Source organism: Crassaminicella profunda (assembly GCF_019884785.1).
Classification (GTDB): Bacteria; Bacillota; Clostridia; order Peptostreptococcales; family Thermotaleaceae; genus Crassaminicella; species Crassaminicella profunda.
Map to the genome: position 1 here is coordinate 3,806,829 of NZ_CP082326.1, position 14,488 is coordinate 3,821,316.

The window sequence follows — 14,488 nt, forward strand, 5'->3', positions numbered from 1 at the left end:
TCCTCTATTTATTTCGATTTACAATAACCGTTATATACAATTTGTTTATATAAGTCAGGATCTGTATCTCCTTCTGTGCTAAAAAGAAGAATATTAGAGTTAGAGCCTAAATCAATTTTTTCTCTTAATTCTTGACAGCTATCATTATTCATAATATAGTGTAAAACACCCATACACACAGATCCAGATTCCCCAGAAACAACTTTAGGATCATCACCAACTGGTACAGCTAGAAGTCTTGTTCCCTTAGAAGACATAAAATCTTTACAAGAAATATATCCACAAGCAATTTGTGGAATACGCTTCCAGGCCTCTATACTAACTTCTCCAACGGAAAGTCCCGCCATAATTGTATCTAAATCACCAACAACCCTAACAGGTTCTTCTTTTCCTCCCATTATAGAAGCATAGTAACAACTGGCATTTTCAGGCTCTACTATAATTATTTTAGGGCAATTTTCTCCAAATATAGTAGCAAAATATCCTGCAATACCCATTGCAAATGAACCTGCCCCTGCTTGAAGAAAAATATGAGTTGGTCTTTGTACCCCTTGATAACTAAGCTGTGTTAAAGCTTCATCAGCAATAGTCATATAGCCCTGAGTAATCCAATTAGGTATTTCAGTATAACCTTCCCAAGCGGTATCTTGAACATGTAGACTTCCCTCTGTTTCCTTTGCCTTTTCTATAACAACCCTTAATGTATCATCATAGTTATACTCCGTTATATGAACCTCTGCCCCTAAGCTTTGAATTGCTTCAGCTCTTTTTTGAGTTGATCCCTTTGGCATATATATCACAACTTTACAACCTAGCTGTGCTCCCGCCCACGCAAGACCCCTGCCATGATTTCCATCAGTTGCAGAAATTATTGTAATATCCTTTAGCTTCTCAGAAATTTGAGGCTTTTTAAAATAGTCAAAATTAACGTCCTCTACATTTAAACCTAAATAATCGGCTAATACATTTGCAAGACCATAAATACCGCCCATAACTTTAAAAGCTTTTAATCCAAATCTATAGGATTCATCTTTAACATATATGTTTTTTACCCCTAATTCTAATGCCATGCATTTTAACTCTACAAGAGGAGTCGCTCTATATTGTTCCATAGAACGGTGAAAATTTCTAACCTTTGAAATTACATCATTATTAAAGAGTGGATCTACCAATATTTTTTGTGGTGTTTTTAATATAGCCTTAATATCACTGTTAACATTAACGATTTCCATAATAATCCTCCTCCCAGACTATATTTAGACATATAATTTTAATGTCTAAATATAGTTTTTTAGTAATATTTATATATTCAGTTAAACACCTCTATTTTTAACTAATACTGCTTGAATTTTTCTATTAAAATGGTCCCCATTTTATTGCTTGCGCAATAATTAGGAAAGCTGCACCAGCCGCTGACCAAATTAAAAATAATGGTAGCATAAATTTTGCCCACTTTTGCCATGCAACTCCTGCAAGAGCTAAACTTGCCATAAAATACCCTGAAGTTGGATAAAAGACATTTGAAAAGCCATCTCCAATTTGCAATGCTAAAACTGCTGTCTGTCTTGTTACTCCAACAATATCAGCTAAAGGAGCCATAATAGGCATAGTTATCAATGTTTGTCCACTTCCAGATGGCATTAAAAAGTTGAATAACGTTTGCACAACCAACATACCTACAGAAGTAATAGCACTTGGTAATCCTTTTACGCCTGCTGATAAACCATGAATTATCGTATCAATTATCATACCTTGATCCATAATAACCGTTATTCCTCTTGCCAAACCTACTATCAATGCACCCACTAATACATCATGACACCCTTCAATAAATGCATCACATATTTCTTTACCCTTTAAGCCACTAACCATACCAGATACTGCTCCTATTACAATAAACATTGCTCCTATTTCAGGCATATCCCATTTAAACTTAAATACTCCAAAGACTAATACTATAAAAAGTAATCCTGCTGATAACCCCCCTAGCTTTTGTCTTGTTGTTGCTTTTCTCACAACATTACCATCTTTTTTTAATTGCTCTTTTTTAATCAAGTCCTCTTGGTACATAGAACTTAATGTAGGATTCGCTTTTACCTTTCTTGCATATCTCAAAACAAATAAAATACCTATTGTTAACATTACTACTAATACTACTATTCTATACTTAACACCTGAATATAAAGGTAATCCAGCTATTTTTTGACCAATTCCTACAGTAAAAGGATTAGTTAAAGCTGCTGTAAATCCAGCTGCTGAACCACATAAAGCAATTGCAGCTGCTGTAATAGAATCAAATCCAAGTGCCAATGCTAATGGTACAATTATTGGAACATAGACCATACAGAGTTCCGGCATCCCTATAAATGCATCAATTATTGCAAAAGTACACATCAATACAGGAATAATAATAATACCTTTGTCAGCAAGTTTATGTGCTAAATTCTGTACTGTTACTTCAATAATTCCCGTCTTCTTAACTACTACAAATCCTCCACCAACACAAAATGTCAAAACAATAACCCATGCAGCTTCAACAAAGCCCTTCGGAATTGCTACAAAGAATTGTAATAAATTTATTGGATTACTATCAATTACATGATAAGAATTTGGATCAATCATCATTCTACCACTTGGTCCAGCAATTCTATCATACTCCCCTGCTGGAATAACATATGTTAATACTGCCATAACCGCTAAAAAAGTGAAAAGTATAATAAAAATATGAGGCATCTCAAACTTTTTTTTCCCTTGCTCTTTTACTGTAGTTTCGTTTTTCATTTTTACCCTCCTAAATTTAGTTATTCTTTAATTCTTTCTAAATATAGTAATAATTGATTACATATCTTATAGAATCGTAACTCAGGGTATTATCCTCCATTGTGGTATTATATAGGTTAGTAAACTACTATACATACCACAGAGAAGGATATTAAAATAAATTTTCTCAAAAGTTATCTCAGTCAATAATTTTTCAATTACTTGTCTAATTGTTAAAGAGATTTATTTTTTCCATCCCACACTATATCTCTATAATGTTGAGGATCTGTATCACCTTCAGTACTAATAAACAATATTTTTGAATTGCTATTTAAATCCAAGTTTTCGGTAATTCCTTTATATTCTTCCCTCTCTAATATCAGACTTAAAACACCTACTCCAACTGCTCCTGATTCACCTGATATTACTTGTGGATCACCTATTAATGGATTACCTAATACTCTCATACCTCTTGCTGATACATAATCAGGACAAGATAAATACATATCTGAATAATCTCTTAATACATTCCATCCAATTATATTTGGCTCTCCACATGCAAGTCCTGCCATAATTGTTGGCATATCTCCTATTACAGCATGGGCTTTACCATCTTTTGCACTAGCAGACTTATAAATGCAAGCAGCCTCTTCAGGTTCAACTATTACTACCTTAGGTCTATCTTCTTCATACAAAGCAGCTAAATATCCTTGAATAGCTCCTGCAAATGAACCAACCCCTGCTTGTAAAAATACATGTGTCGGTTTCTCACCTTCCATTTGCTCTATTGCTTCATCTATTATTGTTGCATATCCCTGCATGATCCATGTTGGAATATCTTCATATCCTTCCCATGCTGTATCTTGAATCATTATCCATCCATTTTCTTCAGCTTCTTTATTTGCTAATCTTACAGCATCATCATAATTTAAATCAGTAATTGAAGCTTCTGCTCCCTCTTTTCTAATATTGTTCAATCTTGTCAATGAAGACCCTTTTGGCATATATACTACTGACTTCTGTCCAAGTTTATTTGCCGCCCAAGCTATCCCTCGTCCATGATTACCATCTGTTGCTGTGATAAATGTTATCGTTCCTAATTTCTTCTTTATTTCATCACTACATAATTTTTCAAAAGATAATTCTTCAATAGGAATATTTAATCTATTACTCAAATATTTACCCACAGCATAAGCCCCACCTAAAACTTTGAATGCATTCAATCCAAATCTGTAAGACTCATCCTTAACCCAAATATTACCTACCTTTAACTCACACGCTAATTTATCAAGCTTATGCAATGGCGTAACTTTATACTGAGGAAAACTTTTATGAAAAGCTCTTACCTTTTTTATTACTTCTTGTGAAATAAAATCTACAGAAGCTTTTTCTTTTTTTAAGTTTCTTGAATCTTCATTTACAACATATTCAATCTTTTTTAACTTGTTCATATTTCCACCTCATTTTTCTATTTATAAAAAACAAATTTCATTATTTCTATTTTCTAATATAATCTAAAAATTAAAGGATCTCTTACTACGAACTTAACTAATTCATCTAGTTAAACCTTTTCCCGCTTTTCATTTTTTTGTCTAATTAAATTTATATTTCTGCAATTACTTCGATTTCTACTTCTGCATCTTTTGGTAATCTTGCTACTTGTACAGCACTTCTTGCTGGATAACCATTTTGGAAATACTGACCATATACTTCATTCATAGCTGTAAAATTATTTAAGTCTTTTAAAAATACTGTAGTTTTTACAACAGCATCCATAGATAATCCTGCTTCCATAAGAATATTCTTTGCATTTTCTAAAGATTGTTTTGTTTGATCTGCTACTTTTTCTGGCATCTCTCCTGTTTCTGGATTAATTGGTAATTGTCCTGAAATAAATAACATACCTCCTGCTTTTACTCCTTGTGAATATGGTCCTATGGCTGCTGGTGCTTTTGTAGTTGCAATCATTTCTTTTGACATGTAAATTCCTCCTCTAGTCTTAAATAGGTTGCCCTATATTTTGATGAATTTTTTTAATCATTTTCTTATATTGCAAAGTCCATGCCAATTCTAAAATGTCTCCTAATAGCCATAATTAAAGCTTTTTATATTTCATTCACTATCATTATGATAATTCACTATCAAAATGATAATTATTTTATCTAATCCCCTATTTCTACATTTTTTCTACAATTTATTCATATTTCAAATCATGTTTTTCACAAAAAAAATTATCAATATGATAATTTCCTCATATCGATAATCTTTTAAAATTTTTTATCTCTTATAAATTATATTTAGAGATTTTTCTATACAATGTAGCAATCCCTATCCCTAGTTTTTGTGCTACAATTTGCTTACATTCTGTTGTTGATCCATACATTTTTAGTGCCCTTTTTATTGTATCCTTTTCTATTTGGTCAAGATCAAAGATTTCAGCCTTATTTTGTTTTTGATCCCCTTCATCTATTGTAGTTAATTTTCTAGGTAGTATTTCTGGAATAATAATTCCTGATGCATCCATCATATTAATCATAAATTCTATTGCATTTTCTAGCTCTCGTACATTTCCTGGCCAACTATAAGAAAGCATAAATGTCCATACAGAACGATCAATTCCTATGAACTTTTTTTGAAAAAGTTTTGCATATTTATTAGCAAAATAATACGTAATAACTTTGATATCCTCAATACGCTCCCTTAAAGGAGGAATTTCTATAGGAATTACATTTAATCGATAATATAAATCTTCTCTGAAAGATCCATCTTTAATCATCTCTTCAATATTTTTATTGGTAGCTGCAATTACTCTCACATCTATCTCAATTGCTTTATTAGAACCAATTTTCATAATCTCTTTTTCTTGAAGAACCCTTAAAAGTTTCACCTGCATATAAATAGGCATATCTCCTATTTCATCTAAAAAAATCGTTCCTTTATTGGCAAATTCAAATTTACCTATCTTTCCATTTGTGTTAGCTCCTGTAAAAGCTCCTTTTACATAACCAAATAATTCACTCTCAAGAAGCGTATCAGGTATGGCACCACAGTTAATAGGAACAAACGCTTCCTCTTTTCTATTACTCTCATTATGAATGGCTCTTGCAAACATTTCTTTTCCAGTTCCACTCTCTCCAGTAATCAAAACAGTAGATGAAGCTTTTGCAATTTGTAAAACCCTCCTTTTCAAATTAACTAATTTCGAAGATTCTCCCAAAATCTTATTCAATGATAAATTGTGATTGAGATTGGTCATATCAAGAATTTTACTCTTTATAACTCTTGCTTCATTAAAAATAAACATCCGATCATATTCATTTTTTTTCATATGAATCTCATGTATACTTCCTACTAAATTATAAATCTTCCCCTTAAAAATCAACTCATATTCCTGTTGCTCTAAAATATAATTCCCTGTTGGAATCAATATAACTTTATGATGAAATTCATCATGAATCTCTAAAATATTTTTTGCATTTTTATTGGTATGTGAAATACAATCATTATTATCCAAAACAATAATCGCCTCTTCTAGATTCTCCATAATTGAATTTAAAACACCAATCATTGTTTCTGTATTTTCTATTTCTTTTTTTTCATAAGCTTTTGCACTAATAAAATCCGCGATCTGTTCTAAAAAAGAAAAATATGTATCAAAATTTGATAATAAAAATTCCCTTTGTTCCTCATGAAAACAAATAAGTCCTATGACACCAATAACCTCATCTTCCATTTTTATAGGTGTACAGGCTTCAAACTTTTCAATACAAGTAAAACGCTTAGGACATTTTTGACATATACTATTTTTCCCGGGTTCTCTAATAATTTGATGTTTTCCACTTTGTAATACCTCTTTATAAACATACTCATCCTCTAAACTTTGGTTGATGCCCTTTTCATATTCTCCAGTTCCAGCAATTCTAATTAAATTTTGATCCACTATTTCAATGTCTACTTTTAAAATTTCTGAAATTACATTGGCATACTTTATAACTGTATCTTGAATTTTTTTGAGTATGGTTTCCATTTTCTTCACCTCAAGTGTATTCGATAGGTATAATACAACCCTCATTACATCCATATTATACTAAATATTTTTTATATCAACAAACACCCAACCCATGTAACCTCATCTTTTTTAAATGCTATATGAATTCCTACTTTACTACATGTGTCAATTACATCTACCCCAACTGCTTCTAATGAAGGTCTAGCCCTTTTAGAATCTATACATTTTTCCTTCCCTAGCCTAACAGCACATATTTTACAAAGTCTACAATGTCCTCCTATAAAAGCAAAAGATTGATCAAATCCTAATTTCTTTCCATAGCTTTCAATATCCAGCATAATTCCATGTAGTTGATCTGCGGATACATAAAAAGCATTATGATCAGATGGATCATCTATCTTGTCTTTCACCAAAACTAAAAATCCTTTTGTATATTCTTTCACCTTATCTTCAAATTCTTCTAGCGTTCCCACATAAGGTGGACACATGAAATTATTATTATACTGCCCACATTTATTTTTCATGCATGTATCCCTTACTTCTTTGGATATAGGTAATTCTTCTGGAGGTATTTCTTTCATCAAATAGATGTCTTGATTATCAATATATGCCTTTAACTGTTTTAGTTTATCCAATCTATATCCACTCCTTTATATACCCCTATAATATGCTCCCTTTTCTCCTTGTTTTCTATTTTATATCCTTTTTCATTTATTCTTTATTGCTAGTTATTCTCCTTCTCATTATTTTCTCTTCGAATAACACCTAACTCCCATTTTTTTCATCTCTTTTCTTCCTTGAGTTGTCCCTCCTATTCATGATATATTATAAGTAAACTAACAACCCTACATAAGAAAAGCAGGTGAAAAACCATGGAAAAACAAATACTCAATATCCTTAATGAACTCGTAGAAGGTCAGAAGAAAATTGACAAATTAATGGAAAGTCAAAAGAAGATCAATGAATTAGTAAACAGTCAAAAAGATTTAGCAGAAAATCAGAAAAAAATTATAGCACAATTAGATTCCTTAGATAGCCAAGTAAAAGAAAATACCCAAATTCTCAAATCATTAGAGCATAAAGCAGATGTAAATACAGCAGAACAAGATCGTATGTCGCACGATATTGCTGAAATGAACGGCAATCTTAACGGAATAAGAAAAGATTTAATGCAAGTAGAATTAATTACCGCAAGTAATTGGAGTGATATTGTAAAATTAAAAGCTGTAAAATAAAAAACCGAGATTCGGCATTTTGGCTCATCTCGGTTTTTTTATTCAATCATTCTTTCTATTCTTTTCTTTTAAAGTGCTTTGTTTCCATAATCCCTATTTAGATCCTGAATTTTTCCACATCTCGATTGAGTCCCATAGCCAACTCATCCAATTTATCTGCTGCTGCTGCGATTTCTTCTACTGCCATTACCTGCTGCTCCATGGATGCTGTTACTTCTTCTGATGATGCTGCTGTTTCTTCAGATACGGCTGAAATGTTTTCTATGGCATTTACAATTAAATCTTTCTCTTCATTGATTTGATTTGCAAAATCACTAATATCCTCAATTTTTTCTGTAATCCTATGTACTGCATTTGAAATAGAGTCAAAAGATTGATCTACATCTGTAACAGCTTGATTTTGACCTATTGTCCTTCCCTTTACTTCTCCCATAAGTTGTACTGTATTGCTACTTTCATCTTGAACATTTTGGATAATTCCTTTTATTTCATCAGAGGAAATTCTTGATTCTTCTGCAAGCTTTCTAATCTGTTCTGCAACTACTGTAAATCCTCTTCCTGCATCCCCAGCTCTTGCTGCCTCAATAGAAGCATTGAGTGCTAGTAAATTTGTCTGGTCAGCAATAGCATCTATAGTTGTTAATATATTGCTTATATCTTTTATTCGATTGTCCAAATCAAAAATTGCTTCTTCAATCTTTTCTGTTCCTTCATTATTTAGCTCTGTCTTTTCCTTTAGTTCATGAACTACACCCTTACTTACTTCACTTGTTTGCATTACCTCCTCAGCAGATTTTGTAATATAGTTAAATTCTATTGTCAATTGGTTAAATTTCTCTGCCAAACCTAATGTAAGATTTGCTCCTTTTTCCGCCTCAGTTGCTTGGTCTGTTGCCCCTTTTGCAATAGATTCAATAGTTGCTGATACTTCTTCTGCTGCTGAGCTAGTTAATTCAGAAGTAGCTGCTAGATTTTGAGCCGATGAAGTAACTTCTGTAGACGCCTCCTGTACTTTTTTTACCAGTTTTCCTAAATCCTCTACCATTCTATTGAAATTTTCTCCCAACTGGCCAATCTCATCTCTTCTTTTTACTTTTCTTCTTATAGAAAAGTCTCCTTCACTTACCTTTTCCATGTCATGAACAAGAGTTTTGATAGGATTGGTTAATGATGTAGAAAATATATATGCAATGAAAATCGCAATGAGTAGTGCGATCCCCCCTACAATCAATGTTGTTTTTAATATAATATCTGTTTTCTCCTCTAACTCATCAATATACATACTGCCCAATATATTCCATCCTAACTTGTCTAAAGTACTAAATACTGCAAACTTTTTATGAATTTCTTTATTTTCTTTCCAACTATAATTTACAATTCCTTCTTTTTTTGTTTCCATAGCTGTTTCTATTGCTTGAGTAGCTAGGGGCTGTCCTACATGTGTTTCATCTTTATGAAAAATAATTTTTCCAGTAGCATCTACTACAAAAGGATACCCTTTTTGTCCTATTTTCGTTTCATTAATCATTTCTCCTAAAGTATCTAATGCAATATCGGCTGCTAATACACCGATAAATTCATTCTTTTTATTCCTTACAGGTACAGCTACTGAAATAACCATTTTCTTAGTAGAGTTATCTTTATATGGCTGCGTCCATACTAATTTATTCTTATTTTTAGCCTCTATATACCAAGGCCTTACCGTAGGATCAAAACCATCCTCTTTTTCTGTAGGAGGATAGTCATACATCTTTTTATCTTTTGTGCCTATATATACAGATAGAATATCTTCACGAGATTTCTTAAAGTCTTCAAATTTTTTCATTACCACTTTTAACGTATCTGGATTTTCATAAAGTTCTTTTATACTATCTTCATTAGGCATAAATTGAATGAAATTTTCTATCCCATTTAAATAGTTACTTATAGAAACATTTAACTGCTTGATCAGTTGAAAAGATGATTGCTCTAATTCCTTTTGTGTTAAATCTACAGACTTTGAGTAAGCATTTTGTCCTAAAGCAACTAATGGTAAAGCAATGAGTATAATAAATATTACGATTAACTTAAATCTAATCCCCACGCTTCTTTTTTTCATATAGATCTCCCCTTTCTTCCCCACCCCAGTATATAATTTCCACAAAATCCCCCAAATTCCTTGTTCATATTTGGTAAAATTTGACGTCTTGTATTTTTTATTAACTACAAATATTATCGTATAATCTTTGTCTATGTATAATTGTAAATGATAATCATTATTATTACAATGCATTTTTTCTAAATTTTACTATAAAAAAAGCTATCCAAGCAGTCCTACTGCCTTGATAGCTTTTCTAAGTTCTCGTTTTTGTATTCCTTGTTTTAATGGATTATCTTCTTCAATTATCAGGAGAAAGATCATTGGATCGAGATTTTCAATAGTTTCAATCCTTGTTTTAATGGATTATCCTCTTCAATCGAATGCCAACAGAATGAAAATTCAGAGGAAAACAGTTTCAATCCTTGTTTTAATGGATTATCCTCTTCAATTGTAACGTGCGGATAATGTAGATTTAGTCTTATCAAGTTTCAATCCTTGTTTTAATGGATTATCCTCTTCAATTCATTATCAAGATTTAGAAAAAAATATGAAGAAATGTTTCAATCCTTGTTTTAATGGATTATCCTCTTCAATACTTATGCAGGACGCTCACTATCTGAATATATAAGAAGTTTCAATCCTTGTTTTAATGGATTATCCTCTTCAATTGGAAAGTGGTTTCTTGAAGATTAATATGTTATAAGTTTCAATCCTTGTTTTAATGGATTATCCTCTTCAATATTATTTTTCTAATCTCGTTCCATTTTAAAGCTTTTTGTTTCAATCCTTGTTTTAATGGATTATCCTCTTCAATACTACTGAAACTTTTTCAGCATCACACTTATTACCGTTTCAATCCTTGTTTTAATGGATTATCCTCTTCAATTAATACAGATAACTCGAAAGTATTTTATTGATATAAGTTTCAATCCTTGTTTTAATGGATTATCCTCTTCAATTGGTTGTTCTGGTGGTTGAATTTCGCATAATTTTTTAGTTTCAATCCTTGTTTTAATGGATTATCCTCTTCAATGAAAATATGTTGAAGAAAGCAGTGGATCTATACTTGTTTCAATCCTTGTTTTAATGGATTATCCTCTTCAATACCAATAAGTCTCTATTTTGTTTTTTAACATCTGGTTTCAATCCTTGTTTTAATGGATTATCCTCTTCAATTAGGGATAGAGAGAACAAATGAAGAATATGAGCTTGGTTTCAATCCTTGTTTTAATGGATTATCCTCTTCAATGATAGTGCGAGGGGATGATTCCCCTCTATGATTTTCATGTTTCAATCCTTGTTTTAATGGATTATCCTCTTCAATCCACTGTACTGAGATTGAAAGTTTACTAAGTACTTGTTTCAATCCTTGTTTTAATGGATTATCCTCTTCAATTGAAGAATTCCAAAAAGAATTAGGGAAAAGTTTTTTGTTTCAATCCTTGTTTTAATGGATTATCCTCTTCAATACACTCATTATTGATTTTTAGATCATCATACATTTGTTTCAATCCTTGTTTTAATGGATTATCCTCTTCAATTGTATTGGAAATGTTAAGTGGATGTTGCTAGATGTATCGTTTCAATCCTTGTTTTAATGGATTATCCTCTTCAATATATACCTTATAGTGAAGAAAGAATAGTAGAAAACGAGTTTCAATCCTTGTTTTAATGGATTATCCTCTTCAATAGAAAAACCAATCGCAATAAAATCAAGATTTTTCAAGTTTCAATCCTTGTTTTAATGGATTATCCTCTTCAATTATAGAAGTTAAGACTAAAAAAGGAAGATTGAGTGAGTTTCAATCCTTGTTTTAATGGATTATCCTCTTCAATGCTTGCGGATGGAAGTGGCCCTGAATTAGTTCTAGAGTTTCAATCCTTGTTTTAATGGATTATCCTCTTCAATAAAGAAAACAAAACGCATGAAATGAGCAAAACCAGAAGTTTCAATCCTTGTTTTAATGGATTATCCTCTTCAATGAAGATATGGCTTGCCTATATCAATTTTATCATTACGTTTCAATCCTTGTTTTAATGGATTATCCTCTTCAATGTGTATTGAACATGACAGGCGAAGAATTAGACAAATGTTTCAATCCTTGTTTTAATGGATTATCCTCTTCAATGTGGAAAATCAGATTCAAGTGAACTTAGAAAAGTAATGTTTCAATCCTTGTTTTAATGGATTATCCTCTTCAATTTCAAATGTAACACCAGAACAATTAGATAAACACCTGTTTCAATCCTTGTTTTAATGGATTATCCTCTTCAATAATATATTCAATTTAATTGGAATAGCTAGTAGAGCATGTTTCAATCCTTGTTTTAATGGATTATCCTCTTCAATCAAAACGAATATACAAATGTTCAAAATCAAGACATATGTTTCAATCCTTGTTTTAATGGATTATCCTCTTCAATGATAGGAAAGATGTAGTGGTTATAGGACAGAATGTGTTTCAATCCTTGTTTTAATGGATTATCCTCTTCAATTTAAGGCAATGCCAATCATGAGATTTGTGCAGTTTGCGTTTCAATCCTTGTTTTAATGGATTATCCTCTTCAATAATTGAACATGAAAGAATTGATCATAATAGATATAGGTTTCAATCCTTGTTTTAATGGATTATCCTCTTCAATTTAAATGAGCTATAGTAGGACTTGCCTTGCATATTGTTTCAATCCTTGTTTTAATGGATTATCCTCTTCAATATAATATAAATCTGATAATATTATATATATAAACAACAGTTTCAATCCTTGTTTTAATGGATTATCCTCTTCAATAGTTTAGGGATTAATTACGAGGGAATTAGCGGAAGAATGTTTCAATCCTTGTTTTAATGGATTATCCTCTTCAATAAGAAAACACTTAGAGAAAACATATTCAAATTCAGGTTTCAATCCTTGTTTTAATGGATTATCCTCTTCAATGAGGTTAAACATGGATTTTATAATGAACCACGCAGCATGTTTCAATCCTTGTTTTAATGGATTATCCTCTTCAATTAGAAAAATATACTTCAAGTACAGATATACCAATACTGTTTCAATCCTTGTTTTAATGGATTATCCTCTTCAATTAAGATTGCTGCTACTCTAAAAGATCCTAAGAAAAGTTTCAATCCTTGTTTTAATGGATTATCCTCTTCAATCTGATCTTATGATCTTGAAATGTAACCATAATTACGTTTCAATCCTTGTTTTAATGGATTATCCTCTTCAATGCTCTTTTTCAGGTTCTTTCTTCTCTTCGTTCTCAAGTTTCAATCCTTGTTTTAATGGATTATCCTCTTCAATGATATACCAATACTTAAAGAGTTTTGTTACCTAAAGTTTCAATCCTTGTTTTAATGGATTATCCTCTTCAATCCATTAAGAATATCCTGCAATTTTTCCTGCAAGTCCTCGTTTCAATCCTTGTTTTAATGGATTATCCTCTTCAATTTGATACGGCTGAAATACATGAAAATGCAGAGTTTAGTTTCAATCCTTGTTTTAATGGATTATCCTCTTCAATTTCAACGCTTCTTGCATAAACAGAAGTTGTATCAGTTTCAATCCTTGTTTTAATGGATTATCCTCTTCAATAATGTTGATGCCCAAGGTGTAGCATTAGGACTTACAGTTTCAATCCTTGTTTTAATGGATTATCCTCTTCAATCCTGCCTTACTGGCTTTTCTTATCTTTAATATTTTGTTTCAATCCTTGTTTTAATGGATTATCCTCTTCAATGTAAAAAATGTGTAACGATAGGTTATATACAAAAAGGTTTCAATCCTTGTTTTAATGGATTATCCTCTTCAATATTTTGGTATTATTAGGAATAGGAGGATTTTATGTTGTTTCAATCCTTGTTTTAATGGATTATCCTCTTCAATAGCTATATAGGCTGTAGGGTTTCGAATAGCTAGATTTATTGATATTTTTAAATAGCTCTTTTTTGGTAAAAATCATAAAGATATGATGTAAACACCCTTGTTTTTCACCCATAAACAGCACCTTCTAGTTATTGATTTTACTTAATTACAAAGGTTAGTCTCCAAATTTGTCAATAATTTTATAGGAACAAAGCTTTATAAGTCTTTGTTCTTTCTTTAGGATTCCCTTTTTTAAGATAAATCTTTCTTTTATGAGTTTATCATATATTTCCATTGTCAGCAATCTATCTACATACTAAATATGATAGAAATAACAGCCTACATAATTTTTCACATTAGGCAAAAAAATCTAACGAGAATAAACCTAGAATAATTATATTGTTTATGCAATATAAGAATTAGAATAAAAAAAATGAGATACAGTTTCTAACTGCTCTCATTTTTTCTTATTGTATCAGTTTCTATAGATATTACAAATAAACACACGCAAAGATCCATTTATGATAAATTTTTCAATCT

Annotated in this window: 8 protein-coding genes and 1 CRISPR repeat array; of the genes, 1 reads left to right on the forward strand and 7 read right to left on the reverse strand. The window is 31.2% G+C overall.

Annotated elements, in window-relative coordinates; genetic code table 11:
• Positions 1-8: 8 nt before the first annotated feature.
• The 6 genes from K7H06_RS17610 to K7H06_RS17635 all read right to left on the reverse strand — a co-directional run bounded on the left by K7H06_RS17610 (position 9) and on the right by K7H06_RS17635 (position 7,404).
• Positions 9-1,232, reverse strand: coding sequence for a diaminopropionate ammonia-lyase (locus tag K7H06_RS17610; protein WP_223037323.1), 1,224 nt, complete (start codon positions 1,230-1,232; stop codon positions 9-11).
• A gap of 124 nt (positions 1,233-1,356) precedes the next feature.
• On the reverse strand, positions 1,357-2,781 hold the full coding sequence (locus K7H06_RS17615; protein WP_246637565.1) for a YfcC family protein: 1,425 nt from the start codon (positions 2,779-2,781) through the stop codon (positions 1,357-1,359).
• Between the two features lie 212 nt (positions 2,782-2,993).
• Entirely contained in the window at positions 2,994-4,211 is a 1,218-nt protein-coding gene (gene dpaL / locus K7H06_RS17620) for a diaminopropionate ammonia-lyase (protein WP_223037324.1), read from the reverse strand.
• Between the two features lie 151 nt (positions 4,212-4,362).
• Positions 4,363-4,740, reverse strand: coding sequence for a RidA family protein (locus K7H06_RS17625; RefSeq protein WP_223037325.1), 378 nt, complete (start codon positions 4,738-4,740; stop codon positions 4,363-4,365).
• 304 nt (positions 4,741-5,044) lie between these two features.
• The gene (locus K7H06_RS17630) at positions 5,045-6,787 is read right to left on the reverse strand and encodes a sigma-54-dependent Fis family transcriptional regulator (RefSeq protein WP_223037326.1); all 1,743 of its coding nucleotides are present in this window, start codon (positions 6,785-6,787) and stop codon (positions 5,045-5,047) included.
• Between the two features lie 71 nt (positions 6,788-6,858).
• Positions 6,859-7,404: a DUF2284 domain-containing protein gene (locus K7H06_RS17635; protein ID WP_223037327.1), complete on the reverse strand. Its 546-nt coding sequence runs from the start codon at positions 7,402-7,404 to the stop codon at positions 6,859-6,861.
• A 237-nt stretch (positions 7,405-7,641) separates the two neighbouring features.
• On the opposite strand from K7H06_RS17635, the gene K7H06_RS17640 reads away from it, so the two are divergent.
• Positions 7,642-8,004, forward strand: coding sequence for a hypothetical protein (locus K7H06_RS17640; protein WP_223037328.1), 363 nt, complete (start codon positions 7,642-7,644; stop codon positions 8,002-8,004).
• Between the two features lie 97 nt (positions 8,005-8,101).
• Here K7H06_RS17640 and K7H06_RS17645 read toward each other — a convergent pair whose 3' ends face one another.
• Positions 8,102-10,102: a methyl-accepting chemotaxis protein gene (locus K7H06_RS17645; RefSeq protein WP_223037329.1), complete on the reverse strand. Its 2,001-nt coding sequence runs from the start codon at positions 10,100-10,102 to the stop codon at positions 8,102-8,104.
• Positions 10,103-10,350: 248 nt separating this feature from the next.
• Positions 10,351-13,969: a CRISPR direct-repeat array (repeat unit 37 nt; unit sequence GTTTCAATCCTTGTTTTAATGGATTATCCTCTTCAAT).
• The last annotated feature ends 519 nt before the right edge of the window (positions 13,970-14,488 follow it).

Bases quoted from the DNA above. Each gene is read 5' to 3' on its own strand.
- K7H06_RS17610 (WP_223037323.1), bottom strand. From the start codon at position 1,232: ATGGAAATCGTTAATGTTAACAGTGATATTAAGGCTATATTAAAAACA.
- K7H06_RS17615 (WP_246637565.1), bottom strand. From the start codon at position 2,781: ATGAAAAACGAAACTACAGTAAAAGAGCAAGGGAAAAAAAAGTTTGAG.
- dpaL (WP_223037324.1), bottom strand. From the start codon at position 4,211: ATGAACAAGTTAAAAAAGATTGAATATGTTGTAAATGAAGATTCAAGA.
- K7H06_RS17625 (WP_223037325.1), bottom strand. From the start codon at position 4,740: ATGTCAAAAGAAATGATTGCAACTACAAAAGCACCAGCAGCCATAGGA.
- K7H06_RS17630 (WP_223037326.1), bottom strand. From the start codon at position 6,787: ATGGAAACCATACTCAAAAAAATTCAAGATACAGTTATAAAGTATGCC.
- K7H06_RS17640 (WP_223037328.1), top strand. From the start codon at position 7,642: ATGGAAAAACAAATACTCAATATCCTTAATGAACTCGTAGAAGGTCAG.
- K7H06_RS17645 (WP_223037329.1), bottom strand. From the start codon at position 10,102: ATGAAAAAAAGAAGCGTGGGGATTAGATTTAAGTTAATCGTAATATTT.